This is a genomic window from Streptomyces sp. NPDC014656, from assembly GCF_043084305.1.
In the GTDB taxonomy this organism is placed as follows: Bacteria; Actinomycetota; Actinomycetes; order Streptomycetales; family Streptomycetaceae; genus Streptomyces.
The window spans coordinates 253293-276415 of sequence record NZ_JBIBZN010000010.1 but is presented as its reverse complement, the minus strand read 5'-3'; the positions used below and the strand labels follow the sequence as shown (position 1 = coordinate 276415).

Below are 23123 nucleotides of genomic sequence, written 5' to 3'. Positions count from 1 at the left end.
CCCTCTAGGACGACCGCCTGCCCGGACGGCCCCGCGCTCATGCGCGGGTGCGTCCGGGCGGGCGAGGGATCACCCCCGCTTAGGTGGCAGGCAGCTCGTCGCCGGGGGCGCGCCCTCGGGCCAGGCGGTCCGGACGAAGCGCTGGGTGCCGTCGGGGGCCAGCTCCACGATGGGCACGGCCTTGTTGTACGGGTTGCCGTGGTTGTCGAGGCAGATCCAGCCGCTCGCGCCCTCGACCCGCAGCGAGCCCTTGACCTGCGGCCACTGGGTGCCGACGTCGGCGAGCTCGGGGTAGGGGGCGTCGGCGGGGGTGGCCTGGCGGATGGCGTGGACGGCCGTGGCCATGGCGTCGTACGCGATGATCGCCTGCCCGTCGCGCAGCGGTATCGGCTTCGGGTCGGCGCGGGCGATGTCGGTCAGGAAGGTCTCGAAGGCGACGACCGAGCCGCCGGTCCCCGGCACCGTCCGGCCCGCCCCGGGCTTCCAGGCGTCGGGGTGGGCGAGGGCGGCGTACCGGACGGTCAGCTTCTTGCCGAGGGCCGCGCGGTTGAGCTTGGTGTCGGCGCCGAGGTACGAGCCCTCGTCGCCGGTCAGGACGGTGAAGGCGCGGTCGGCGCAGCCGCGGGAGCCCAGCGCGTTGACGAACTGGCGCAGCTGGGTGTGGCGGCCGGCGAAGAAGACGGTCTCGGCGCGGGTGTCGCAGATCAGGTGGGTGATCTGGCGGAAGGTGTTGGCGGTGGTGCCCTCCTCGGTGTTGTCCTTCGGGGAGGTGTAGAGCTGCGGTTCGTAGGGGGCGCCCTTGAGGGAGGCGGTGAAGGCCGACCGCAGGGTGTCGATGTAGTGGTCGCCGGTGCGGGAGTCCTGGACGAGGATGGCGCGGGCCGCGTCGACCTCGCCGAAGTGGGCGAGGGCCTTCGCCTCGTCGCTGTTGGTGGGGGAGACCCGGGCCAGGCCGGGGAAGCGGTCGCGGCCGGGGCCGTTGGCGAGGTCGTCGGCGGTGATGGTGGTGCCGACGACGGCGATCCCGGCGCCGGTGAGGGCGGTGACCGCCTCCCGCACCTCGGCGGAGGAGGTGGCGACGCCGGAGACGGCGCGGAGCCGGTCGGGGGCGCCGGTCATGGTGACGAGCCGGTCGACGGCCGCGCGCCAGTGGGCGTTGCGGTTGCCGGTGTTGGCGAGGACGAGCCGGATCTTGGGGGTCTCGCTGTTGGACTCGTGGTTGGCCCGGTACTGGTAGGCGTAGGCGCCCTGGAGCTCGCGGAGGATCTTCTCGCGGGTGCCGGGGTCGGTGGCGGTGAGCGGCAGCAGGACGGCGACGGTGGCGTACTCGCCGGCCTTGAGGGTGGCGTTCTCCCGCCCGATGGCGGTGGTGATCGCGGTGAGCGCGGGGACGCGGAAGTCGTGTCCGGTGCCGTCGACGCCGACGCACTCGGTGCTGCCCGCGGGCCGGGCCACCCCGGGGGCGCAGGAACGGTCCTCCGGTCGGGCGATCACATAGAGGCCCCAGCCGCCGAGTCCGACGACGAGGGAGGTGGCGACGAGGGTGCTGAGGAGCTTCTGCCGGGGTGTCCAGAAGAAGCGGCGGCGCAGCCGGTCGAGCATGGCGTCAGACTCCGTCCTCGCGTCCGGGCGGCAGCGAGGGCTCCCGCCAGGCGCGGATGTCGCGCGGCCAGTGGCCGGCCGCGTCCCACAGGGGGCCGCTGCCGGTGAGGTGGCGGCCGGAGAGCCGGCGCAGTTCGTACGCCAGCCGGTCGGCGACCTCCTCGTCGGGCAGGGTGAGCGGATCGGTGAGCAGCCACAGGGCGTGCAGCAGCCGCCGCAGGGAGAGGTGCAGTTCGGCGGCGTCGGGGCCGAGGCCGTCCGGGAGCGCCGGGTCGGCCTCCTGGCCGAGCGCGATCGCCCGGCGCGGGTCGGGTCCGGTGCGGCCCCGCTCGCGCGGATAGGGGGCGGCGGCGACGAACCGCAGCACGCCCAGCCAGCCGAGGACGTCGGGCCCCGGGAAGGTGAGCCGCAGGTGGGCGACGGCCTCGGTGGTCTCGCCGAGGGCCAGGTCGTGGTGGAGCCGGTACGGGCCGGGCTGCGGTCCGTAGTGGCGGCGGAGGGTCTCGTGGACGGCCCGCCACGCGGAGTAGCCGGGGTGGTCGCCGTCCTCGAAGCGGAGCCGGTGCAGCAGCAGGGCGCGCAGCAGCGGGTCGCCGACGAAGCGGCCGGGGTGCTCGGCCCAGTGCTCGGCGCGCAGCCGGTCGCGGACCCGGAGGGCGACGTCGCCGTCGAGGGACTCGGCGGGCAGCCTGGCCTGGGCGAGGCGGCGGGCGGACTCCTCGTCGTGGGCGGCGGCGAGCACCGCGTACGGACCCGTCCGGGTCACCGGGAGCAGCGCGGTCAGGAGGGCGGGGGCGACCGGCACGGGGGCGGTGTCCTCGCGGAGTTCCACGGCGAGGTCGAGCAGGTCGCCGGGGGTGAGGGCGGCGCGGGTGGCGGGCGGGGTCTCGCCGGCGGCCCGGGCGAGCAGGTCGACGCCGAGCGGGCGGCCGCCGGTGAGCCGGTGGACGGCCCGGGAGAGCGCGGCGGGCGCGCGGCCCTCCGGGTCGTGGCGGTCGAAGGCGGCGCGGGTCTGGGTGGGGGTGAGCGGGGTGAGGTCGACGGCGAGGAGCCCGGAGCCGACCCGGGAGGTGCGGGGGCAGGGCGCCCGGTGGGCGGTCTCGGGCAGCCGGAGGCGGGTGGCGTGGCGCAGCGCCTCGTGCTCGCGCGGCCGGGAGGCGGCGAGCACGACGGTGTGGTCGCGGCGGCCGGTGGAGCGGGCGCGCAGAATCGGTTCGACCAGGGCGCGGCCGACGGGTTCGTGGGCGTTGTCGAGGAGCAGCAGGGGCCGGCCGACGCGGCTGCCGAGGTGCCGTCCGGTGTAGGCGCGGAGCAGGTCCTCGGTGAGGGTGAGCGCCAGGAAGGACTCGGCCTCCTCGCGGCGCGGCCCGCCCTGCGCGAAGTCGACGGCGAGCTGCTGGAGTCCGGCGCGGCCGCGCCCGCCGGCGTTGCGGTAACCGCCGAACCAGTCCTCCGGCGCCTTCTTGAACCGGCTGAAGAACTCCTCGACGACCGTCTCGACGGTCGCCTCCGCGATCAGCCCGGCGAAGGGCGCGCCGGCCTCGGCGGCGGTGCCCGCCAGCTTGGCCAGGACCTTGCCGACCCAGGAGGCGGCGGCGGCCCGCCCGGCGTCCACGGTGGCCAGCAGCGGCCCGAGCCGCAGCAGGTCGCGGCGGGCCCGCTCGTCGTCGTCCCGGGTCCAGCCGACCGAGGTGACGGCGACGAGCCCGAGCGAGAGCCGCGGGAAGGGCACGGCCCGGACGGCCTCGCCGCGCAGGCCGAGCTGCACGGCCAGCTCGCCCAGCGCCCCGGTGACGGGGGACCAGCCGGCCCCGTGGTCGGCGGGCTCCTCGACGGCGGCGCAGTCGAGCAGCGCGAGCGGGGTGAAGCCGCGGTAGCGGTTGCGGACCTCCTTGAGCAGCACGGTCTTGCCCATGCCGCGCCCGCCGGTGAAGACGGTGACCGGCGGGTCGTCACCGTGCTCGAAGGGGACCCGCCCCTGGCCGTACGCTCCCAGTCCGACGAGCCGTGCGGCGAGCCCGCGCGGATCGAGGACCGCCTCGCGGCCGTACAGCTCTCTGTGCACCCGCCACCCCCGTCGCAGTCAACTCAAGGATATCGACCGTGTGTTGGTAACTGGAGGGGCTTTTCGGGTCTGTTGCTGAGGTGTTGTCGGTCCGTGGCGACGGCGTCGAGCTGCGCCCGCAGGTACCCGTGGGACCCGATGCCGTGGGCGGTGGTCCCGGGCGGGCGCCCGTGGGGGTGCGCCGGCGGCGTCGGCTCCTCGTCTCCTCGGCTCCTCTTCGGGCTCCTCGACCGGCGGCCGGGGCGCTGGGCCGCGGGCCGGGCCGATCGCGGACGGCCGCGCGGTGTCACCCGTCGCCGATGTCCTCGTTCCACAGGTCCGGGCGGGCGTGGATGAACTCCCGCATGAGCGCGGCGCATTCGGGATCGTCCAGCACGAGGACCTCGACGCCGTGCTCCGCGAGCCAGTCGTGCCCGCCGTGGAAGGTCCGCGCCTCCCCGACGACCACCCGCGAGATCCCGAACTGCCGCACCAGGCCGGAGCAGTACCAGCACGGCGACAGCGTCGTCACCATCGTCGTCCCCCGGTACGAGCGCTGCCGGCCGGCGGCCCGGAAGGCGGCGGTCTCGGCGTGCGTGGCCGGATCCCCGTCCTGCACCCGCCGGTTCCGTCCCCGCCCGAGCAGCGCCCCGTCGGCCCCGTAGAGCGCGGCCCCGATGGGGATCCCCCCTTCACCGAGCCCGGCACGGGCCTCGTCGAGGGCGGTGCGGAGCCAGCGGCGCGCCTGTTCGTGGTCCAGGGGGGAGTGCGTGTGGGGGGCTTTCCCGCGCGGGGTGCCGGGATCCCCCGGCGCGCGGGGTGCGGCATTCCCGGTCGGCGTGACGTAGGACCCCTTGCCGGGCACGGTGTAGACGAGACCGTGTCCGGCCAGCTCCCGTATGGCACGGCGAGCGGTCAGTACGGCGATGCCGTACTCCTCGGCGAGGCGAGTCGGTGCCGGGACCATCCGGTCGGGGGCGTACTCCCCGCTCGCGATCTTCGCTGCGATCACGTCTGCCAGTTGCATGTACAGCGGGCGTCCGGACTGCGCGTCAAGGCTCATGCGTCAACACTAGATAGTCATACTAAGACACGTATGGATGGATCTAGCTACATCACGATGTAGCAAGGTGTAGCTCGGATTACGGTGTGTGACGCACAGAAGACCCCGGCGACCGCTGCAACCGGCCCCGGGGCACGGCCACCAACCACTACCGGAGTTGATGACGTGCGGAACCCTATCGCGCGCCCCCTGATCCCCCTCCTCCTCTGGCTCCTCGTGCTGACCCTGCCGCCTACCGGCAGGCACCGCACCCGCCCGGCACGCCCGGCCCCCGCCCCGCGCCACCGCGCTCCCGCCCGCCGCCGGTCTCCGTACGCCCAGGAACAGGCGAGGCCCCTCGACGGGTCACGGTCGCCCCTGGAACGCCCCTACCTCGCGGCCGTGCAGCGGCGGCGGCGCCGGACGTTGTGGCTGGCCACGGTCGGGGTCGACGTCGACCGCCGGAACATCCACGCCGGGATCGCCCGATGAGCCGCTGCGGGGCCCGGCGCTCCGTGTACGCCGTCGCGGAGACGGTCCGTCCCGTGTGGGGCGGCTCGGTCTGCGTCCTCGCCGTCGACCACGACGGCCTGCACCGCGACCGCGCGGGTGACGGCTGGTGGGTGACACCGGAGATCGCGGACGCGGTGAGCGCGACCCTGTCGGCCGGCGCCCTCACGCCGGAGCCGGACCCGGAGCCGGAGCCGGATCCGGAGCCCGAGTTCCGCTCACCCCGCTGCATCGTCGGCCGCCACGACCGCTGCCGTGACCACGCGCCCCGCGACAGCGGCGTACCGGGGGTGCGGTACCTGGCGTGCGGGTGCCCGTGTCACGCCGACGGCCTGGTGTGAGCGGTCGACGCGTCCTTTCCGCCCCTGGTGCCCCGCACGAGCAGGGTCCCCGTGCGCTTTCCCGCCGGGGGAGCGATCACCTCGGCCGTGACATCCGTGAATCCGGCTTGCCTGAGGAGTTCGGCCCAGGTGGCGGGCTCGTAGTCCCACCGCGTGCGCCCATGCCCTCAGGCCGCTGACCGACGGGGTCTGCCTTCCCGCCTGGAGTCGTGACACCTTGGAAGCGGGCCAGCCGAGGCTTTGTGCGAGTTCCTTGCCGTTCAGTTCGGTTTCGGCGCGCAGTTCGCGGAGCCGCGCGCCGAGGGCTTCCCGGCCGGTCTGGAAGTCGGTACCGCTCACGCCCCGGAACGTACCCGCTTCGCATGGTCGACGGTGGGCACAGCGTGGTGCCAGGCGGCGTCCCGCACCTGACAGGCCGCGTCGACCTCGGCCGGGTCCTCCGAGACGACGACGCCGAGGGTGGTGTCGTCCTCGTCGAAGACGAAGCGGACGAGGGCGCGGGAGCCGAAGAGCCAGAAGTCGTACTCGGGCAGGCGCAGTCGCTCCGCCTGCGCGCGGGTGAGATTACGGATGTCCTCGCCGGCCGCGGTGTTGCCGAGACCGGTGACGAGGAGGAACTCCTGTCCTTCGGTGAGCGGTTCGTCGACCAGGCGCACCCGCTCGAAGCGTTTGCCGGCTGCCACCTGACTGCGGACGTTCTCGCGCCAGGCATTGGGCGGCTCGGCAGAGATGTCGGCCCCCGCTTTCCAGCGGGCCCACTTCGGGCTGTGACGGTCGGTGGCGTAACCGCGTCGGGTCTCCAGGCGCCAGGCGGTGTACTCGAACTCGGCGAAGAGGGCGCCGACGTCCGAGAAGGGGACCATCGTGCGGGGCTCGGCACGTGGGGCGAAGCGGGTGAGCAGCTCGCGCGGGACGGACACGAACGTCTCGGACTCCTTGACGTCACGCAGCGCGGCGAGTTGGGCGGGTTCGGTGACGCGCTCCCCCTGCACGAGGATGTCGCCCGTGGACTCGATCTCGTACAGGGTGGGGCAGTCTCCGTCCTCACTGGTCGTACCGAGGAACCTGAGCGGCATGTCCAAGCCTTCCTGGGCAGGTGGTGGGGCTCCAGGATGCGCGGCTGCGCCACGGAGCGGGGCGGGATTGCGCGGAATCGCGCACGCCGCTCACGCCCCGCGCGTCACGCCACCGCGACCGCCCTCTCCTCGTGGGGGAAGAGGGCGAGGGGGGCGGGGTTCTGGAAGAAGGTCCTGGCGCGGTGGAGGGCCTGTTCGTCGGCGCGGATGCGGCCGGGGCGGGAGGCGGTGCCCAGGAGGACGCCGCCGAAGCGCATGCGGAGATACGCCGCCGAGTGGTGGAGGGCGGTCGTGAGGCCGTCGGCGACCTCGTGTTCGTCGTGGGCCATGGCCGTCACTCCCCACAGGGTGTGGCCCGCCATGCGCCGCTTGAAGTCCGAGTCCGGGACGTTCAGCCAGCCCGACCAGTAGTCCAGGTAGCGCTTGGTCTGCGCGGAGAGGGTGTACCAGTACAGGGGGGAGACGATGACGACGTCGGTGGCCTCCACCGTGGCCCGCCGCAGTTCCTCCTCGGTCTCGCCGGGCCGGTGGCCGGCCGTCTCGTGGCGGCCGTCCCGGAAGTCCGGGAGGGACAGCTCGTTCAGGTCCACCCAGCGCCGCGGGACGCCGGCCGGGAGGTGGGCGGCGGCCTCGCGGGCCAGGAGTTCGGAATTGCCGTCGGCGCGGGAGCTGCCGAGGACGAAGAGGAACGAGCGGTCCGGGCCGGGGGCCGGGTCGAGGGGCATGGGTGCTCCTGGTTCGTGGACGGGCGCGGGCGGGCCTGCCTTTCCGGCAACTAGCCTTCGTGCGCGGGTATTCCGCTCCCGCTCATCGGTTTTCGTGATGGGCCCCATCGGAAGGACGCCCCAGTGGACCGTGGACCCCCGACGCCCCCGCTCGTAGCGTCGTCGGCATGAGGAACGAGACCCGTGGAACCCTTGAACTGACCCTCGCCATGGTGCTGTCGGGCACGCTGGGCGTCTTCGTCGTAGAGTCCGGCGCCTCGCCCTTCGAGGTGGTGTTCTTCCGGTGCCTCTTCGGGGCCGTCGCGCTCGGTCTGTACAGCCTGGCGCGGGGCTACCTCACCGGGCACGGCTTCACCGCCCGGTCGTTCGGCCTCGCCCTCCTCGGCGGCGTCTTCATCGTCTTCAACTGGGTGTTCCTCTTCGAGGCGTACGCGGCCACCTCGATCTCGCTGGCCACGGTCGTCTACCACACCCAGCCGTTCTTCCTGGTGCTGCTCAGCGCGCTCTTCCTGCGGGAGCGGATCCCGGCCGGGAAGCTGGGCTGGCTCGCGGTCGCCTTCGCGGGGCTGGTGCTGGTCTCCGGGGTGCGGCCGGGCGACACCGGCTCCCTGAAGGGACTCGGCTACGCGCTCGCCGCCGCCGTGCTGTACGCGCTGGCCACCTTCGTGACCAAGAGGATCACCGGCGTACGGCCCCATCTGATCGCCCTCGTGCAGGTGACCGCCGGCGTCCCCCTGCTGCTGCCCTTCGCCGACCTCGGCGCGGTCTCCGGGCTCGGCGCCGGGTGGGCGTGGCTGGCCGGGCTGGGGATCGTCCACACCGGGCTGATGTACGTCCTCATGTACGCGGCCTACGCCAAGCTGCCCACCCCGAAGATCGCGGTGCTCGCCTTCACCTACCCGGCGGTCGCGATGGTCGTCGACTGGGCGGTGTACGGGCACCACATCGGGCTCGTGCAGGCGCTCGGCGTCCCGCTGATCGTCCTCGCCAGCCTCAGGGTCACTCTCGGGCGAGCCGCCGCGCCCGCTCCACGAACAGCCGCACGTGCGCCGGAAGCCGCTTCCCCCGCCGCCACGCGAGCTGCGTGAAGAGCGTGAACGGCGGCTCCCAGTCGAGGGCCACCAGCGCCCCGGACGCCAGCTCCTCCTGGACGGCGATCCGGGGCAGCAGCGCGATCCCGAGCCCGGAGGCCACCGCCCGCTTGCTCGCCTCGATCGTGCCGAACTCCAGGAAGTCGGGGCCGGGGCCGGGGGCGGAGTCCGGGCCGCCGGCCGCCGCGCCCGCCAGTTCCGCCTCGAAGAGGTCGCGGTAGGCGCAGCCGGGCTCGGTGCCGATCAGTCCGGCGCCGGCGAGGTCGGCGGTGACCAGGCCCGTACGGCCCGCGAGCGGGTGCCCGGGGGCGGCGACCAGGGCCAGCGGCTCGGGCCCCAGGACCTCCGACTCCAGGCCCTCGTGCTCGGTGCCGGCCTCCATGAGGAAACCGAGGTCGTACGTGCCCCGGCGCAGCGCCTGCCGGGTCGCGTCGCCGAGGGTGGGGCGCAGGGCGAGCCGGACGGCCGGGTGGCGGTGGTGGACGTACTCCAGGAGCGGCGGGAGCCGGTAGGTGGTGAGGGACTCCATCGTGCCGATGGTGATGGTCCCGGCGGGCTCCCCGGCGGCGACCGCCGCCCGGGCCTCCTCGGCCAGCTCGGCCATGCGGCGCGCGTACGGCAGCAGCCGCTCGCCGGCCTCGGTGAGCCGGATGCGGCCGCCGAGCCGCTCGAACAGCTCGGTGCCGAGGGAGGTCTCCAGGGTGCGGACCTGGCCGGTGACGCTGGACTGGGCGTAGCCCAGCTCGGCGGCGGCGCGGGTGAAGGAGAGGACTTCGGCGACCTTCTCGAAGGTGGCGAGGAGCCGCAGCTCCATCAGGCGTCCTTCCCGGGGGCGGAGGGGGAGCGCCCCATCAGGCGTTCCTCCCGGGGGAGGGGGTGGGAGCGCCTCATCAGGCGTCCTTCTCCTCGCCGCCCTCTTCGCGGCGCTTGAGCTCGTCCTCGCGGCGGCGGAGGTCCGCCTCCCAGTCCTTGAGGAGGGCCTCGTCGTCGGGCTCGTCCTTCCCCAGCGACTTCAGGAACTCGGGGTTGTCGTCCGGCGCCACCCAGCCGCCGCGACCGCCCCGGCCGCCCCGGGCCGTGGTGCGGCGGGCCTTGCCGGCGAAGAGCCACACGATCGGGCCGACGATCCAGAACAGCAGGATGACGATGACCCAGACCACCTTGGGGAGGTGCTTGACCTCGTCCTCGGGGGTGTTCAGGCAGTCGATGAAGGCATAGATCGTCAGCGCCAGCGGCAGGATGAACATCAAGGCCCTGAGCATGTGGTGCGGCCCCCTGGAAGCGGTGGCGGGGGCGCGTCGAGTCGGCCCCGGTGACAGGTCCAGCGTAGCCGGTGACCGATACTTGCCCGTATGGCTCACGACGATCTCCGCTCGCTCCTCAGGGCGCTGGAGCGCGAAGGCGACCTCAAGCGCATCAAGGCCGAAGTCGATCCGTACCTGGAGGTCGGGGAGATCGTCGACCGGGTGAACAAGGCGGGAGGCCCGGCGCTCCTCTTCGAGAACGTGAAGGGCTCCTCCATGCCCCTCGCGATGAACGTGTTCGGCACGGACCGCCGGCTCCTCAAGGCCCTCGGCCTGAAGTCGTACGAGGAGATCAGCGAGAAGATCGGCGGGCTGCTGAAGCCGGAGCTGCCGCACGGCTTCGTCGGCGTCCGGGAGGCCTTCGGCAAGCTGGGCTCGATGGTCCACGTGCCGCCGAAGAAGGTGAAGTCCGGGGACGCCCCGGTGCAGGAGGTGGTCCTGACCGGCGACGACGTCGACCTCGACCTGCTGCCCGCGCTCTTCACCTGGCCGAAGGACGGCGGCTCCTTCTTCAACCTGGGCCTCACCCACACCAAGCACCCGGAGACCGGCGTGCGGAACCTGGGGCTCTACCGGCTCCAGCGGCACGACAAGCGCACCATCGGCATGCACTGGCAGATCCACAAGGACAGCCGGAACCACTACGCGGTGGCCGCCGAGCGCGGTGAGCGGCTGCCGGTCGCGATCGCCTTCGGCTGCCCGCCGGCCGTCACGTACGCCTCCACCGCCCCGCTGCCGGGCGACATCGACGAGTACCTCTTCGCCGGCTTCGTGCAGGGCAAGCGGATCGAGATGGTCGACTGCAAGACCGTGCCGCTCCAGGTCCCGGCGCAGGCCGAGGTCGTCATCGAGGGCTGGCTGGAGCCGGGCGAGATGCTGCCGGAGGGTCCCTTCGGCGACCACACCGGCTTCTACACCCCGCAGGAACCGTTCCCCGCGCTGAAGATCGACTGCGTCACGATGCGGAAGCGCCCGCTGCTCCAGTCGATCGTCGTGGGCCGGCCGCCGACCGAGGACGGGCCGCTCGGACGGGCGACGGAGCGTTTCTTCCTGCCGCTGCTCAAGATCATCGTGCCGGACATCGTCGACTACCACCTGCCGGAGTCGGGCGGCTTCCACAACTGCGCGATCGTCTCGATCGACAAGAAGTACCCGAAGCACGCGCAGAAGGTCATGCACGCCATCTGGGGCGCCCACATGATGTCGCTGACCAAGCTGATCATCGTGGTCGACAAGGACTGCGACGTGCACGACCTGCACGAGGTGTCCTGGCGGGCCCTCGGGAACACCGACTACGCCCGTGACCTGACGGTCGTCGAGGGCCCGGTCGACCACCTCGACCACGCCTCCTACCAGCAGTTCTGGGGCGGCAAGGCGGGCATCGACGCCACGAGGAAGCTGCCGGAGGAGGGCTACACCCGGGACGGCGGCTGGCCGGACATGGTGGAGTCGGACCCGGCGACGGCGGCCCTGGTGGACCGCCGCTGGAAGGAGTACGGGCTGTGATGGCCACGGCCGCCGTGCCCGGCGCGCAGCCGGGCCGCGCGAAGGCCTTCCTGCGGCTCGTGATGATCGAGCACTCGGTCTTCGCGCTGCCCTTCGCCTACATCGCCTCGCTCACCGCGATGTTCCAGCTGGACCGGGAGGTCCACTGGTGGACGCTGTTCCTGGTGACGGTGTGCATGGTGGGGCTGCGGACCTTCGCGATGGCCTGCAACCGGATCATCGACCGGGAGATCGACGCGCGTAATCCGCGCACCGCCAACCGTGAACTGGTCACGGGCGCGGTGTCGGTGCGGTCGGCGTGGACCGGGGCCGGGATCGCGGTCGTCGTCTTCCTCGGCGCGGCCGCCCTGCTGAACCCGCTCTGCCTGGCGCTCGCGCCGCTGGCCGTCATCCCGATGGTGGTCTATCCGTACGGCAAGCGGTTCACGAACTTCCCGCACGCGATCCTCGGCCTCGCCCAGGCCATGGGGCCCATCGGCGCCTGGCTCGCGGTGACGGGGGAGTGGTCGTGGGACGCGGTGATCCTGGGCCTCGCGGTCGGCGTCTGGATCGGCGGCTTCGACCTGATCTTCGCCTGCCAGGACGTGCAGGCGGACCGGGCGCACGGCGTGATGTCGGTGCCGGCCCGCTTCGGGATCCCGGCGGCGCTGTGGGGCGCCCGCGCCTCCGCCGTCGTCACCACCGGCCTGCTGGTCTGGTACGCGCTGGCGACGGACGCGGGGATCTTCTTCTGGATCGGTCTGGTGATCGTCGCGGCGGCCTTCTGCTACGAGCACTCGATCGTCAAGCCGCACGACCTGTCTCGGCTCAACCGCGCCTTCTTCACGACGAACGGCTTCATCGGGATCTCGCTCTTCCTCTGCGCCCTGCTCGACCTGCTGGTGCGCGGCCTGTCGCTCTGAACCCGGGCCGTCAGGCGGGCCTCGGGCGCCGGTCGCGAAGCGGTCCAGGAGCGCGTCGAGGCCGGCGGCCAGGCCCGCCGGGCCGCCGGGCCGGGCGGGGGCCGTGCCGTGCCGCCGGTCCCGCGGGCCGAGGGCCGGGAACGTGGCGGGGATCCCGCGTCAACCCGTGCGCGGGCCTGGCTTTCCCCGGCCGGATAGGCTCACTGTCGTGGAGTCGCAGGAGATGAAGAGTCGTCGGCCCTGGGTGGTGGGGGTCTCCGGGGCGTCGGGCACGCCGTACGCCGCCGCCGTGCTGCGGGGGCTGCTCGACGCGGGGGAGAGCGTCGACCTGATCGTGTCGCGGGCCTCGCGGCTCACCCTGCTCGACGAGACGGGGATCGGCTTCCGCGACGCGCACTGGCGCGAGGACCTGGCGGCCTGGCTGGCGCGGGGGGCGGACGGGAAGCCGGACGCGTACGGCGACGTGGACGTCCGCGACGTGCGGTACTGGGCGGCCGGGGACCTGGCGGCGGGGCCGTCCTCGGGGTCGTACCCGGCGAAGGGGATGCTGATCGTGCCCGCCTCGACCGCCTCGGTGGCGGGGGTGGCGCTCGGTCTGTCGAAGGACCTGCTGCAGCGGGTGGCGAGCGTGACGCTCAAGGAGCGGCGTCCGCTGGTCGTCGCGGTGCGGGAGACCCCGCTGAGCGGGCAGACGCTGAAGCAGATGGTGGCGCTGGACGAGGCGGGCGCCGTGGTGCTGCCCGCCTCTCCGGCGTTCTACGCGGGGGCGACGCACATCCAGGACCTGGTGGACTTCGTCGCGGGGCGGGTGCTCGACGCGGCGGGAGTGCCGCACGAGCTGTACCGCCGGTGGCGGGGGGAACTCGGAGGAGGAGCTCCGGGGGTTCCCCGTGCCGGTTAGCGCTTCTTCGCGGCCTTCTTGGAGGCGCGCTTCGGGGCGGCGGCGGTCTGGTGGGCACGCGAGCGGTTGGCCAGGTCCTGCAGCTCGCGCATACGGGCGTAGGCCATCTCGATCGTGTACACGGTGTCCTCACTCCTGAAAGATCGTCTTTGATCCACTGAAAGATTCGCAGGGCTGCAACCCTGCATGCCTTAGATTCTACACCTAAACTTGCGGTATCGCTGGACAATGGAAGGTCGTATACCTATGGACGCCGTGGACAGGCAGCTCATCCAGGCCCTGCGCGAGAACGGCCGCGCCTCCTATGCCGAGCTGGGCCGGCTCGTCGGGCTCTCCGGCCCCTCCGTCACCGACCGCATCAACCGCCTGGAGGCGGCCGGGGTCATCACCGGCTACCGCGCCACCGTGGACGCGGCCTCGCTCGGCCTCGGCGTGACCGCCCTCATCGGCATCTCGCTCTCCGACGCCGCCGACCACGAGGACGTGGCCCGCCGCCTCAAGGACCTCGCCGAGATCGAGGACTGCTGGTTCATCGCCGGCGACGACTCCTTCATGCTCAAGGTCCGCGCCAACGACGTCGACGGCCTGGAGAAGACGATCCGCCGCCTCTCCGGCACCAAGGGCGTCTCCCGCACGCGCACCACGATCGTGCTCTCCACCAAGTGGGAGAACCGGGTCGGGGACCTGCCCGAAGAGGGCTGAGAGTACGGTGGGTGAAGCCTGATTTCGGAGATATGGGAGGCGGCCGGAGATGGACGCTGGGCTCAAGCGGGAGCTGGAGCAGAAGGTGCTCGCCGGGGAGCGGCTGAGCCGTGAGGACGGCATCGCCCTCTACGACTCCGACGACCTGGCCTGGCTCGGCGGGCTGGCCCACGAGGTCAGGACCCGCAAGAACGGCGACGTGGTCCACTTCAATGTCAACCGGCATCTGAACATGACCAACGTCTGCACCGCCTCCTGCGCCTACTGCTCCTTCCAGCGCAAGCCGGGCGAGAAGGACGCGTACACGATGCGCATCGAGGAGGCCGTCCGCCTCGCCAAGGCGATGGAGAACGAGAACCTCACCGAGCTGCACATCGTCAACGGGCTCCACCCCAACCTGCCCTGGCGGTACTACCCGCGCTCGCTCTCCGAGCTCAAGAAGGCCCTGCCGAACGTCTCCCTCAAGGCCTTCACCGCCACCGAGATCCACCACTTCGAGACCATCTCGGGGATGTCGGCCTCCGACATCCTCGACGAGCTCATCGAGGCCGGTCTGGAGTCGCTGACCGGCGGCGGCGCCGAGATCTTCGACTGGGAGGTCCGGCAGCACATCGTGGACCACCGCACCCACTGGGAGGACTGGTCCCGGATCCACCGCCTCGCCCACTCCAAGGGGCTCAAGACCCCCTCGACGATGCTGTACGGGCACATCGAGGAGCCGCGCCACCGCGTCGACCACGTGCTGCGGCTGCGGGAGCTCCAGGACGAGACCGGCGGCTTCCAGGTCTTCATCCCGCTGCGCTACCAGCACGACTTCGTGGACATGCAGGACGGCAAGGTCCGCAACAAGCTCCAGGCGCGGACGACCATGGCGACCGGCGCCGAGGCCCTCAAGACCTTCGCGGTCTCCCGGCTCCTCTTCGACAACGTGCCGCACGTCAAGGTCTTCTGGGTCATGCACGGCGTCCAGACCGCCCAGCTCGCGCTCCAGCACGGCGCCGACGACATGGACGGCTCGGTGGTCGAGTACAAGATCACGCACGACGCCGACAACTACGGCACGCCGAACAAGCTGGGCCGCGAGGACCTGCTGGAGCTGATCCGCGACGCCGGCTTCCGGCCGGTCGAGCGCAACACCCGGTACGAGATCATCCGCGAGTACCCGGGCCCGGACGCGGACCGGCGGGAGACGCCGCAGGCGATGCGGCTCTGACCCCCTCGTGACGGAAGGGCCGGCGGGTGATCCCCGCCGGCCCTTCCGCGCGTCCGGGGCGTCAGGCCCCCGTGTGCTCCACCGGGATCCACAGCTCCGCCCGCGCCGTCGTCCAGTCCTCCGACGGGCGGACCGACAGGATCTCGGGCCCGGGGCGGCTCGCGTACGGGTTGGACGGGAACCACTCGGTGAAGACGTCCCGCCACAGGTACTGGAGCGCCTGCGGGTAGGGGCCCTCGCTCTCGAACACCGCCCAGGTGCCGGCCGGGACGTCGAGGGCCTCGTACGGCTCCGGCGCCGCGGCCCCGGTGATCACGCCGTACCAGTGGTCGAGCTCCACGCCCTCCTCGCGGCTCTCGGCGAGGTGCACGACCGCCGAGACGAGCCCGGCGGGCTCCCCGGCCGACAGGGCGGCGAGCCGGCCCAGCGCCTCCTGGCCGATCCCCCGGATCTGGGCGGCGATCGCCGGGTTCTCCCCCTCGTGGACGAGCGGGACCCTGGCCCGGTCCCCGACGATCCGGAAGGCGTCCCTGGCCACGGTGCGGTACTTCATGCTGCTGTTCCCTTCGACGACGAGCCGGAAGGACATGCGCGGCTGGGAGGTGAGCGCGGCGCCGGTGCGGCGGGCCTCGCCGGGCCCCACGCCGTGGACGGCGCGGAAGGCACGGGCGAACGCCTCCCCGGAGCCGTAGCCGTACCGGACGGCGATCTCCAGGAGCGTCCGCTCCCCGGCCAGCACCTCGGCACCGGCGAGCGTGAGCCGCCTGCGCCGCACGTACTCCGACAGCGGCATCCCCGCGAGCGCGGAGAAGAGCCGCCGGAAGTGGTACTCCGAGGTGGTCGCGATCCGGGCCAGTTCGGCCGGGTCGATCTCGCCGTCGAGGCGCTCCTCGATGTGGTCGAGCGCCCGGTTGAGTCCCTCCAGCACGGCCTGTCCTTCTTTCTGGCTTTCTGGCTTGCTCGCCCACCGTAGGAACGGGGCGCGGGCCGGGACCCGACAATCCCTGCCCGGTCAGGTCAGGGGCAGCAGCATGGTGATGTCGTCGCGGTCGTCGCCCGGGGCCACGCGGATGGCGCCGGGGACGCGCCCGACCTCCTTGTACCCGCACTTCGCGTAGAAGGAGTCGACGCCGGTGCCGCCGCGGACGCCGAGCCGGATCGCCTCGACCGCCTCGAAGCCGGGGGCGGTGCGGGCGGCGTGCTCGACGGCGGCCATCAGGTCGCGGCCGTACCCCTTGCCCTGGTGCCTCGGGTGGACCATCACCGTGTAGAGCCACACCCAGTGGGTCATCAGGCGGTGGGAGTTGAAGCTGTAGAAGGCGGTGGCGGCCACCTCGCCGTCCTCGTCGCGGCCGACCAGGAGCCGGTGGGTGCCCTGGGCCATGCCGGTGAGGTGCTTGAGGAGGGAGGGGCGGATCTCCTCGGGCGTGACGGGCGGGACGAAGCCGACGGCCCCGCCCGCGTTGGAGACGTCGGCCCAGAGGGCGAGGACGCCGTCGGTCAGGGACTGGTCGACCGTCGGATCGACCTCGAAGGTAAGGGTCATGTGGCAAACTTAACCATTACTTCCGGGGTCGCTCAAGAGGTTTCCGCTCCTCGGACACCCGCCGCGGCGGCCCCGCGTCGAGGAGCCCCGCCGTCGGCCGCCGTCCCTCCGCGTGCTTCACTGGGGACGCTCGTCCCGTAATGGGAAGGTTCGGAACCTCGGAACGAAAGAGTGGGTCATGCTCCGCTACTCGCTGATGCGGCTCGGCATCTTCGCCGGGTGCTTCCTCGCCCTGTGGGGCCTCGTCTACGTCGGCGCCCTGCCGCGCGGCCTCGGTGACTCCAACCTCCTGTGGGTCCTGCTCCTCTCCATCCTCATCTCCGCCCCCCTGAGCTTCGTCCTGCTCCGCAAGCAGCGCGACAACATGAGCGTCGAGATCGTCGAGAAGGTCGACCGCGCCAAGAACCGCCTCCAGGACAACCGCACCCGCGAGGACGCGGTCTAGGACGGCGCGCGGACGCCGCCGGGAACCGGGAAGGGGTGAGCGCGTGCCGGACGACGCGTGGATCGGTGAGACCGCCCCGTACCTGACCCCGCGCGAGCCGGGCCGGGCCGACGCGTGGACCGACCAGGCCGCCCGCAGGGGGCGCCGGGGCGGCCAGCGCCTCCTCCACGCGGGCGAGGCGGAGGCCCCCGAGCCCGTCCGCGCCGCCCTCGGCCTGCCCGCCGGCGAACGGGCGGTCGTCAGGCGCCGGCTGATCCTCCTGGACGACCGGCCGGTGGAACTGGCCGACTCCTACTACCCCCTCGCCGTCGCCGCCGGCACGCCCCTCGCGGAGGCGCGCAAGGTGCCCGGCGGCGCCGTCACCCTGCTCAAGGCGCTGGGGTACACCGGCGCCGAGGTCGTCGAGGACGTGAGCGCGGACCTGGCCACCGCCGAGGAGCGGCGGCTGCTGGAGCTGCCCGAGGGCGGGGCCGTCCTCCGGCTGCTCCGCCTGACGCGTACCGCCGAGGGGGCGCCCGTGGAGGCGTCCCTGATGACGATGCCGGCCGGGCGGCACCTCACCTACCGCCTCCCCGTGCCCTAGGCGCGTGTGGGGGAAGGGTGTAAGGGACGCGTAAGGTTCCTCACAGATGGCGCACCCCTGGTGTGAGCCTTGTGGCTCCCACCAGGGGTGTTCTGCGTTCTGGACAGGGGTGGCCGGTTTCCGGTCTCAAAGAACAGCTTTGAGGTTCTCAAAGTTCAAGTGTTAACGTATCGGCCATGACGACAGCAGTGCGCCTCCTTCACGCCCCGGGCATCCCGCTCGTGGCGCGCCTGCACGTCGATCTCTGCCGCTGTATGTCCGCGGCCTGTTGTCGCCGCGAGTCCTGAGGCCCCCGGCCTCCCCGGCAGCATGCAGCGGCGCCCCGTGCGAGAGCACGGGCGAGTGCCGCACCCCCCGTCCCGTATTTCCCCGATACGCACCTGTGGAGTGTGTCCGTGTCCGCGTCCGCGTCCGCCACCGAGGCCAAGCCCTCGTCCCGGATACCCAAGGTCCCCTTCTGGGCCCAGATCGTCGCCGGTCTCGTCCTCGGCGTCGTCCTCGGCTGGATCGCCCGCAGCCAGGACGTCGCCTGGCTGAAGGAGACCCTGATCCAGGTCGGCGGCATCTTCGTCCAGCTCCTGAAGCTGGCCGTCGCCCCGCTCGTCTTCTTCGCGATCCTCGTCTCGATCACCAACCTCCGGAAGGTCAACAACGCGGCCCGCCTCGCCGCGCAGACCCTCCTCTGGTTCATGATCACCTCGCTCGTCGCGGTCGCCATCGGCATCACGATCGGCCTGCTCACCGACCCCGGCGCCGGCACCGGCCTCACCCCGGCCGACGGCAAGGCCCCCGAGGGCCAGGGCAGCTGGATCGACTTCCTCACCGGCATCGTCCCGACGGACGTCATCACGCCCTTCACCGAGCTGAACGTCCTCCAGATCGTCTTCATGGCCGCCGTCGCCGGCATCGCCGCCCTCCAGCTCGGCGACAAGGCCCAGCCGATCCTCTCCCTCTCCGAGTCGATCCTGGAGCTGCTCCAGAAGGCCCTGTGGTGGGTCATCCGCCTCGCCCCGATCGGCACCGCCGGCCTCATCGGCAAGGCGATCGTCAACTACGGCTGGGACCTGCTCGGCAAGTACGCGACCTTCACCGCCGACGTCTACATCGGCTGCGCCCTGGTCCTCTTCGGCGTCTACCCGCTGCTGCTCGCGACCGTCGCCAAGGTGAACCCGCTCCAGTTCTTCAAGGGCGCCTGGCCCGCCATCCAGCTGGCCTTCGTCTCCCGCTCCTCGGTCGGCACCATGCCGGTCACCCAGAAGGTCACCGAGCGCCTCGGCGTCCCGAAGGAGTACGCCTCCTTCGCCGTCCCGTTCGGCGCCACCACCAAGATGGACGGCTGCGCCGCGATCTACCCGGCGCTCGCCGCGATCTTCATCGCGCAGATCTTCGACGTCCAGCTGGGCGTCAAGGAGTACCTGCTCATCGCCTTCGTCTCGGTCATCGGCTCGGCGGCCACCGCCGGTCTGACCGGTGCGACGGTCATGCTGACCCTGACCCTCTCCACCCTGGGCCTCCCGCTGGAGGGCGTCGGCCTGCTCATGGCGATCGACCCGATCCTCGACATGATCCGCACCGCCACCAACGTCGCCGGCCAGGCGCTCGTCCCGGTGATCGTCTCCGCCCGCGAGAAGATCCTCGACCACACCGCCTACGAGAACGCCTCGGCGTCCCCGATCGACGGCCCCGAGGACGCCCGCGAGGCCGCGCAGGAGAAGGCGGTCGTGGCCGCGGCCTGACCCCTTCCCGTACGCCCCGTACACCTCCGTGCCCCTCGCCCCCGTCCGGGCGGGGGGCACGTAGGCTTTGCGGGGCGGCCGGACGATCATGGAAACGAGACGGGCACAGGGCGGAGATGGGCGTGGCGGGGACCAAGAGGCTGCCGCGGGCCGTGCGGGAGCGGCAGATGATGGACGCCGCCGTGGCGTGCTTCGCGCGGCAGGGCTATCAGGCGGCTTCGATGGACGAGATCGCCGAGCTGGCCGGGGTGTCCAAGCCGCTCGTCTATCTGTACCTGAACTCCAAGGAGGAGCTCTTCACCGCCTGCATCCGGCGGGAGGCGCAGGCGCTGCTCGCGGCCGTGGCCGAGGCGGTCGCCGATGTGTCCGTGCCCCCGGACGAGCGGCTGTGGGCCGGGCTCCGGGCCTTCTTCGGGCACGCCGCCGGCCACCCGGACGCGTGGGCCGTCCTCAGCCGGCACGCGCGCACCCAGGGCGAGCCGTTCGCCACCGAGGCGGCGCGGATGCGGGAGGAGATCGCCGACTTCGTGACCGGGCTGATCGGGGAGGCCGCGCGGGCGGCGCGCGGGCCGGTCGAGATCGGCGAGCGGGACGTGGCGGCGCTGGCGCAGGCCCTGGTGGGGGCGGCCGAGTCGCTGGCGACCTGGGCCAACGAGACGCCGGGGGTGAGCGCGCGAGAGGCGGCGGCCACGCTGATGAACTTCGCGTGGTCCGGGCTGGGGAATCTCATGAAAAACGAGCGCTGGTCTCCCCGTTGAGCCTTACCGCGCAGTAAGGTTACCGGCTAGTCAATTCTGTACGCCGTCCGCTCGCGCACGACCATCCGCCCGCGCCCACCCGCGCGGGTCCGCCCCACGCGCTCCCGCCCCACCCGCACTTCTGCTCCACGCACGCCCGCTCCACGCACTTCTGCTCCACGACGCACGACCTTTCGTTCATCGCGCAGACCGAGGAGCCGCCCGTGTCGACCGACCTCGCCCTCATCCGCGTCGACGGGCGGGTCCGGGAGGTCTCGGCCCCCGCCCTCGTGCCCCGGGTGGACCGCGGCTCGCTCGCCGACCTGCCGTACGACAACGCCCGCCAGGATCCGGACGCGGCCGTCTTCTCCCGGAAGGACCCGGAGGACGGCGGCTGGCAGGACGTCAGCGCCGCGCGGTTCGCCGCCGAGGTGCACTCCGTCGCCAAGGGGCTCATCGCGCACGGGCTGCGGCCCGGCGACCGGCTCGCGCTGATGGCCCGCACCACCTACGAATGGACGCTGCTGGACTTCGCGGCCTGGGCCGCCGGGCTCGTCACCGTCCCCGTCTACCCGACCTCCTCCGCCTTCCAGACCCGCTGGATCCTCCAGGACTCCGGCGCCGTGGCCTGCGTCGTCGAGGACGCGGACCAGGCGCGGCTGGTCTCCGCCGAGCGCCGGCAGCTGCCCGGGCTCACCCACCTCTGGGTCCTCGACGCGGGAGCCGTGGAGCAGCTGCGCGCGGCGGGGGCACGGGTGCCCGACGAGACGGTGACCGCGCGGCGGGGGCTGCTCACCCCGGAGGCCCTCGCCACCCTCGTCTACACCTCCGGCACCACCGGCCGGCCCAAGGGCTGCGCCCTCACCCACGCCAACTTCTTCGCCGAGGTCGACAACGCGGTCCGGCTCCTCCACCCGGTCTTCGCCCCCGAGGGCGGCGAGCCGCCGTCCACGCTGCTCTTCCTGCCGCTCTCGCACGTCTTCGGGCGGATGGTGTCGGTGGGCTGCGTCCGGGCGCGGGTGCGGGTCGGGCACGCGCCGTCGGTGGAGGGCGAGGACCTCCTCGACGACCTGGCCGGCTTCCGGCCGACGTTCCTGCTCGCCATCCCGTACGTGATGGAGAAGGTCTACGACCGGGCCCGGGCCACCGCCGAACGGGCCGGGAAGGGCGCCGCCTTCGACCGCGCCGCGCGGGCCGCCCGCCGCTTCGGGGCGACCGACGCGCCCTCGCTCTCCGTGCGGGCCGCGCGCGCCCTGTACGACCCGCTGGTCTACCGCCGGATCCGGGCGGCGCTGGGCGGGCGCGTACGGTACGTGATCTGCGGCGGCTCGCCGCTGGGGGTGCGGCTCGCGGAGTTCTTCCGGGGCGCGGGCGTCGAGGTCTTCGAGGGGTACGGCCTGACGGAGACCACGGCCGCGTCCACGGTCACCCCGCCGCTCGCGCCGCGCACCGGCACGGTCGGCCTGCCGCTGCCGGGCACGGCGGTGCGGATCGCGGACGACGGGGAGGTGTGGCTGCGCGGGCCGCACGTCTTCGCCGGCTACTGGGACGCGCAGCGCGGCACCGCCGTGCCGTACACGGACGGCGGCTGGTTCCCCACCGGGGACATCGGCGCGCTCGACGGGGACGGCTACCTCACCATCACCGGCCGCAAGAAGGACCTGCTGATCACCTCGGCCGGCAAGAACGTCGCCCCGGCGCCGCTGGAGGACTGGCTGCGGGCCCACCCGCTGGTCGCCCAGTGCGTGGTCGTCGGGGACGACCGGCCGTTCGTCTCCGCGCTGATCACCCTGGACCACGAGGGACTCGCCCACTGGCGGCGGATGCGGCAGAAGGAACACCTGGCGATGTGGGAGCTGGCGCGGGACCCGGAGCTGCTGGCGGTGGTCCAGAAGGCGGTGGACGACGCCAACCGGCTGGTCTCCCGGGCGGAGTCGATCCGCGCCTTCCGCGTCCTGACCACCGAGTTCTCCGAGTCCTCCGGCCACCTCACGCCGTCGCTGAAGCTCAAACGGCAGGCGGTGCTACGGGACTTCGCCCGGGAGATCGAGGACATGTACGGGCGGTACGCCGAGTAGGGGCGGCACACCGGGCGGGGCGCCCCGCGAGGCGTGCCGCCGTCACCCCCTCACACCGTGAGGGGCACCTCGTGGATCTCGTCGGCCGCGTGGCCGGTCCGCTCGTGGATCCGCTGCACGGCGTCGGCGGAGGGGCCCGTCGACAGGCAGTAGACGGTGCCCGACGCGGGGTCCGCCCACGCCTTCTCGAAGTGGACGCCTTCCTCCTTCTCGATGGCGAGGTCGGCGCGGTGGGCTTCGAGGAGCTGGTCCGCCGTGATCCCGACCATGCCGCGGTGCACGTCCATGTAGGTCGCCATGGTTCTCACACCTCCCCCTCCATGGTGCGCCCTCAGGGCCAGAGCAGCTCCTTGGCCCAGCCGGCGGGGGCGCCGGGGTCCCGGCGGTAGCGCAGGCGGAGGTGGCGGCGGCGGGCGTCGCCCTGGAAGAACTCGACCTCGGCGGGCTCCACCACGTAGAGGGTCCAGGTGGGGACGTCGGCGTCCGGCTCGGCCTCGGCGCGGGCCCACGCGGCCCCGCTCGCCTCCGCGAGCGCGGCGGGGGAGTCCAGTACCTCGCTCTGGCGGCCGGTGAGGGCGGCGGCGAGGGCGCCGGTGGTGCGGGCGTGGAGGTCCGCGTACGCCTCCTCCCGGCTCGCGGTCGTGACGTGGCCGCGGACCCGGACCTGGCGGCCCAGGACCGGCCAGTAGAAGCCGAGCGCGGCCTCGGGGCGGGCGGCGAGCTGGCGGCCCTTGGCGCTGGTGGCGTGCGAACCGAAGTGCCAGCCGCGGGCGTCGGCGTCGTGCAGCATCACGGTGCGGACGTCGGGGCGTCCGTCCGCGTCCGCGGTGGCGAGGGACGGCGTGTGCGGCTCGGTCTGGCCCGCGGCCACGGCGTCGAGGAACCAGGCGCGGAAGAGTTCGAGCGGTCCGGCGGGCGTCGCCGCCACGTCGAATCCGGGCAGCTCGGTGTCCCAGACGCGCAGCGAGCGCAGAGCACGGTGAAAGTCGTCCATCCCCCGACCCTAGGGGCTTCCGGGCGGGCCGTCCCGCGCGGAGCG

Annotated in this window: 24 protein-coding genes and 2 pseudogenes; 12 read left to right on the top strand and 14 right to left on the bottom strand. The window is 72.8% G+C overall.

The annotated features are described in order from the left end of the window. Window positions 1-69: 69 nt before the first annotated feature. The 4 genes and pseudogenes from ACF1ED_RS23395 to ACF1ED_RS23380 all read right to left on the bottom strand — a co-directional run. On the bottom strand, window positions 70-1602 hold the full coding sequence (locus ACF1ED_RS23395) for an ABC transporter substrate-binding protein (protein WP_391763415.1): 1533 nt from the start codon (window positions 1600-1602) through the stop codon (window positions 70-72). A 4-nt stretch (window positions 1603-1606) separates the two neighbouring features. Continuing rightward, on the bottom strand, window positions 1607-3667 hold the full coding sequence (locus ACF1ED_RS23390) for a hypothetical protein (protein WP_391763413.1): 2061 nt from the start codon (window positions 3665-3667) through the stop codon (window positions 1607-1609). 286 nt (window positions 3668-3953) lie between these two features. Then, the gene (locus ACF1ED_RS23385) at window positions 3954-4406 is read right to left on the bottom strand and encodes a nucleoside deaminase (RefSeq protein ID WP_391763530.1); all 453 of its coding nucleotides are present in this window, start codon (window positions 4404-4406) and stop codon (window positions 3954-3956) included. 93 nt (window positions 4407-4499) lie between these two features. Continuing rightward, window positions 4500-4673, bottom strand: a pseudogene (locus tag ACF1ED_RS23380) (winged helix-turn-helix domain-containing protein); the annotation flags it as partial. Window positions 4674-5176: 503 nt separating this feature from the next. On the opposite strand from ACF1ED_RS23380, the gene ACF1ED_RS23375 reads away from it, so the two are divergent. Further along, complete coding sequence (locus ACF1ED_RS23375; RefSeq protein ID WP_391763411.1) at window positions 5177-5539, top strand: hypothetical protein; 363 nt, start codon at window positions 5177-5179, stop codon at window positions 5537-5539. A gap of 144 nt (window positions 5540-5683) precedes the next feature. Here ACF1ED_RS23375 and ACF1ED_RS23370 read toward each other — a convergent pair. The 3 genes and pseudogenes from ACF1ED_RS23370 to ACF1ED_RS23360 form a co-directional block, all read right to left on the bottom strand. Beyond that, window positions 5684-5878: pseudogene (locus ACF1ED_RS23370) on the bottom strand (helix-turn-helix domain-containing protein); the annotation flags it as partial. Then, entirely contained in the window at window positions 5875-6615 is a 741-nt protein-coding gene (locus ACF1ED_RS23365) for a DUF6879 family protein (protein WP_391763409.1), read from the bottom strand. The pseudogene ACF1ED_RS23370 and the gene ACF1ED_RS23365, both read right to left, overlap by 4 nt. Window positions 6616-6719: 104 nt before the next feature. Further along, window positions 6720-7340, bottom strand: a complete 621-nt coding sequence (locus ACF1ED_RS23360) for a flavodoxin family protein (RefSeq protein WP_391763407.1) — start codon at window positions 7338-7340, stop codon at window positions 6720-6722. Between the two features lie 167 nt (window positions 7341-7507). Here ACF1ED_RS23360 and ACF1ED_RS23355 point away from each other — a divergent pair, with 167 nt between their 5' ends. Beyond that, complete coding sequence (locus ACF1ED_RS23355) at window positions 7508-8428, top strand: DMT family transporter (RefSeq protein ID WP_391763405.1); 921 nt, start codon at window positions 7508-7510, stop codon at window positions 8426-8428. Here the strand turns inward: ACF1ED_RS23355 and ACF1ED_RS23350 are convergent. Together ACF1ED_RS23350 and ACF1ED_RS23345 are read right to left on the bottom strand one after the other, a co-directional pair. Continuing rightward, on the bottom strand, window positions 8340-9245 hold the full coding sequence (locus ACF1ED_RS23350; RefSeq protein WP_391763404.1) for a LysR family transcriptional regulator: 906 nt from the start codon (window positions 9243-9245) through the stop codon (window positions 8340-8342). The genes ACF1ED_RS23355 and ACF1ED_RS23350 overlap by 89 nt on opposite strands. Window positions 9246-9321: 76 nt before the next feature. Further along, window positions 9322-9693: a PLD nuclease N-terminal domain-containing protein gene (locus ACF1ED_RS23345; RefSeq protein ID WP_391763402.1), complete on the bottom strand. Its 372-nt coding sequence runs from the start codon at window positions 9691-9693 to the stop codon at window positions 9322-9324. Window positions 9694-9783: 90 nt separating this feature from the next. Here ACF1ED_RS23345 and ACF1ED_RS23340 point away from each other — a divergent pair, with 90 nt between their 5' ends. The 3 genes from ACF1ED_RS23340 to ACF1ED_RS23330 all read left to right on the top strand — a co-directional run bounded on the left by ACF1ED_RS23340 (window position 9784) and on the right by ACF1ED_RS23330 (window position 13044). Beyond that, a complete protein-coding gene (locus ACF1ED_RS23340; protein ID WP_391763400.1) occupies window positions 9784-11241 on the top strand; it encodes a menaquinone biosynthesis decarboxylase in 1458 nt (485 codons plus the stop codon). Then, window positions 11241-12143: a menaquinone biosynthesis prenyltransferase MqnP gene (gene mqnP / locus ACF1ED_RS23335; RefSeq protein WP_391763398.1), complete on the top strand. Its 903-nt coding sequence runs from the start codon at window positions 11241-11243 to the stop codon at window positions 12141-12143. Before ACF1ED_RS23340 ends, mqnP begins: the two co-directional genes overlap by 1 nt. A gap of 223 nt (window positions 12144-12366) precedes the next feature. Next, entirely contained in the window at window positions 12367-13044 is a 678-nt protein-coding gene (locus tag ACF1ED_RS23330) for a UbiX family flavin prenyltransferase (protein ID WP_391763394.1), read from the top strand. On the opposite strand, the gene ACF1ED_RS23325 is transcribed toward ACF1ED_RS23330, so the two are convergent. Further along, window positions 13041-13166 (bottom strand): hypothetical protein, encoded by a 126-nt coding sequence (locus tag ACF1ED_RS23325; protein WP_391763536.1) that lies wholly within the window; start codon window positions 13164-13166, stop codon window positions 13041-13043. The two genes, ACF1ED_RS23330 and ACF1ED_RS23325, sit on opposite strands and share 4 nt — an antisense overlap. A 124-nt stretch (window positions 13167-13290) precedes the next feature. Between ACF1ED_RS23325 and ACF1ED_RS23320 the strand changes: the two genes are divergently transcribed. Beyond that, complete coding sequence (locus ACF1ED_RS23320; RefSeq protein ID WP_031013392.1) at window positions 13291-13746, top strand: Lrp/AsnC family transcriptional regulator; 456 nt, start codon at window positions 13291-13293, stop codon at window positions 13744-13746. 49 nt (window positions 13747-13795) lie between these two features. Continuing rightward, on the top strand, window positions 13796-14959 hold the full coding sequence (gene mqnE, locus ACF1ED_RS23315; RefSeq protein ID WP_043228774.1) for an aminofutalosine synthase MqnE: 1164 nt from the start codon (window positions 13796-13798) through the stop codon (window positions 14957-14959). A gap of 61 nt (window positions 14960-15020) precedes the next feature. Here the strand turns inward: mqnE and ACF1ED_RS23310 are convergent, their stop codons facing one another. Together ACF1ED_RS23310 and ACF1ED_RS23305 are read right to left on the bottom strand one after the other, a co-directional pair. After that, complete coding sequence (locus tag ACF1ED_RS23310; protein WP_391763392.1) at window positions 15021-15887, bottom strand: helix-turn-helix domain-containing protein; 867 nt, start codon at window positions 15885-15887, stop codon at window positions 15021-15023. A gap of 84 nt (window positions 15888-15971) precedes the next feature. After that, a complete protein-coding gene (locus ACF1ED_RS23305) occupies window positions 15972-16505 on the bottom strand; it encodes a GNAT family N-acetyltransferase (RefSeq protein WP_391763390.1) in 534 nt (177 codons plus the stop codon). A 178-nt stretch (window positions 16506-16683) separates the two neighbouring features. Between ACF1ED_RS23305 and ACF1ED_RS23300 the strand changes: the two genes are divergently transcribed. The 5 genes from ACF1ED_RS23300 (at window position 16684) to ACF1ED_RS23280 (ending at window position 22084) form a co-directional block, all read left to right on the top strand. Next, entirely contained in the window at window positions 16684-16950 is a 267-nt protein-coding gene (locus ACF1ED_RS23300) for a DUF4229 domain-containing protein (protein ID WP_391763388.1), read from the top strand. A gap of 43 nt (window positions 16951-16993) precedes the next feature. After that, window positions 16994-17533, top strand: a complete 540-nt coding sequence (locus ACF1ED_RS23295) for a GntR family transcriptional regulator (RefSeq protein ID WP_391763386.1) — start codon at window positions 16994-16996, stop codon at window positions 17531-17533. A 395-nt stretch (window positions 17534-17928) separates the two neighbouring features. Beyond that, complete coding sequence (locus tag ACF1ED_RS23290; protein WP_391763384.1) at window positions 17929-19269, top strand: dicarboxylate/amino acid:cation symporter; 1341 nt, start codon at window positions 17929-17931, stop codon at window positions 19267-19269. 116 nt (window positions 19270-19385) lie between these two features. Continuing rightward, window positions 19386-20027 (top strand): TetR/AcrR family transcriptional regulator, encoded by a 642-nt coding sequence (locus ACF1ED_RS23285; RefSeq protein ID WP_391763382.1) that lies wholly within the window; start codon window positions 19386-19388, stop codon window positions 20025-20027. Between the two features lie 203 nt (window positions 20028-20230). Continuing rightward, complete coding sequence (locus ACF1ED_RS23280; RefSeq protein ID WP_391763380.1) at window positions 20231-22084, top strand: AMP-dependent synthetase/ligase; 1854 nt, start codon at window positions 20231-20233, stop codon at window positions 22082-22084. Window positions 22085-22134: 50 nt separating this feature from the next. On the opposite strand, the gene ACF1ED_RS23275 is transcribed toward ACF1ED_RS23280, so the two are convergent. Beyond that, entirely contained in the window at window positions 22135-22383 is a 249-nt protein-coding gene (locus ACF1ED_RS23275) for an SCO4226 family nickel-binding protein (protein ID WP_391763378.1), read from the bottom strand. A gap of 32 nt (window positions 22384-22415) precedes the next feature. Beyond that, on the bottom strand, window positions 22416-23078 hold the full coding sequence (locus ACF1ED_RS23270) for a pyridoxal 5'-phosphate synthase (protein ID WP_391763376.1): 663 nt from the start codon (window positions 23076-23078) through the stop codon (window positions 22416-22418). Window positions 23079-23123: the final 45 nt, after the last annotated feature.

What these genes read in the sequence shown, in the direction of transcription:
- ACF1ED_RS23345 (WP_391763402.1), bottom strand. Translation starts at nt 9,693, where the DNA reads ATGCTCAGGGCCTTGATGTTCATCCTGCCGCTGGCGCTGACGATCTAT.
- ACF1ED_RS23320 (WP_031013392.1), top strand. Translation starts at nt 13,291, where the DNA reads ATGGACGCCGTGGACAGGCAGCTCATCCAGGCCCTGCGCGAGAACGGC.
- ACF1ED_RS23375 (WP_391763411.1), top strand. Translation starts at nt 5,177, where the DNA reads ATGAGCCGCTGCGGGGCCCGGCGCTCCGTGTACGCCGTCGCGGAGACG.
- ACF1ED_RS23395 (WP_391763415.1), bottom strand. Translation starts at nt 1,602, where the DNA reads ATGCTCGACCGGCTGCGCCGCCGCTTCTTCTGGACACCCCGGCAGAAG.
- ACF1ED_RS23360 (WP_391763407.1), bottom strand. Translation starts at nt 7,340, where the DNA reads ATGCCCCTCGACCCGGCCCCCGGCCCGGACCGCTCGTTCCTCTTCGTC.
- ACF1ED_RS23340 (WP_391763400.1), top strand. Translation starts at nt 9,784, where the DNA reads ATGGCTCACGACGATCTCCGCTCGCTCCTCAGGGCGCTGGAGCGCGAA.
- ACF1ED_RS23300 (WP_391763388.1), top strand. Translation starts at nt 16,684, where the DNA reads ATGCTCCGCTACTCGCTGATGCGGCTCGGCATCTTCGCCGGGTGCTTC.
- ACF1ED_RS23305 (WP_391763390.1), bottom strand. Translation starts at nt 16,505, where the DNA reads ATGACCCTTACCTTCGAGGTCGATCCGACGGTCGACCAGTCCCTGACC.
- ACF1ED_RS23275 (WP_391763378.1), bottom strand. Translation starts at nt 22,383, where the DNA reads ATGGCGACCTACATGGACGTGCACCGCGGCATGGTCGGGATCACGGCG.
- ACF1ED_RS23285 (WP_391763382.1), top strand. Translation starts at nt 19,386, where the DNA reads ATGGGCGTGGCGGGGACCAAGAGGCTGCCGCGGGCCGTGCGGGAGCGG.
- mqnE (WP_043228774.1), top strand. Translation starts at nt 13,796, where the DNA reads ATGGACGCTGGGCTCAAGCGGGAGCTGGAGCAGAAGGTGCTCGCCGGG.
- ACF1ED_RS23330 (WP_391763394.1), top strand. Translation starts at nt 12,367, where the DNA reads ATGAAGAGTCGTCGGCCCTGGGTGGTGGGGGTCTCCGGGGCGTCGGGC.
- ACF1ED_RS23365 (WP_391763409.1), bottom strand. Translation starts at nt 6,615, where the DNA reads ATGCCGCTCAGGTTCCTCGGTACGACCAGTGAGGACGGAGACTGCCCC.
- ACF1ED_RS23350 (WP_391763404.1), bottom strand. Translation starts at nt 9,245, where the DNA reads ATGGAGCTGCGGCTCCTCGCCACCTTCGAGAAGGTCGCCGAAGTCCTC.
- mqnP (WP_391763398.1), top strand. Translation starts at nt 11,241, where the DNA reads ATGGCCACGGCCGCCGTGCCCGGCGCGCAGCCGGGCCGCGCGAAGGCC.
- ACF1ED_RS23270 (WP_391763376.1), bottom strand. Translation starts at nt 23,078, where the DNA reads ATGGACGACTTTCACCGTGCTCTGCGCTCGCTGCGCGTCTGGGACACC.
- ACF1ED_RS23355 (WP_391763405.1), top strand. Translation starts at nt 7,508, where the DNA reads ATGAGGAACGAGACCCGTGGAACCCTTGAACTGACCCTCGCCATGGTG.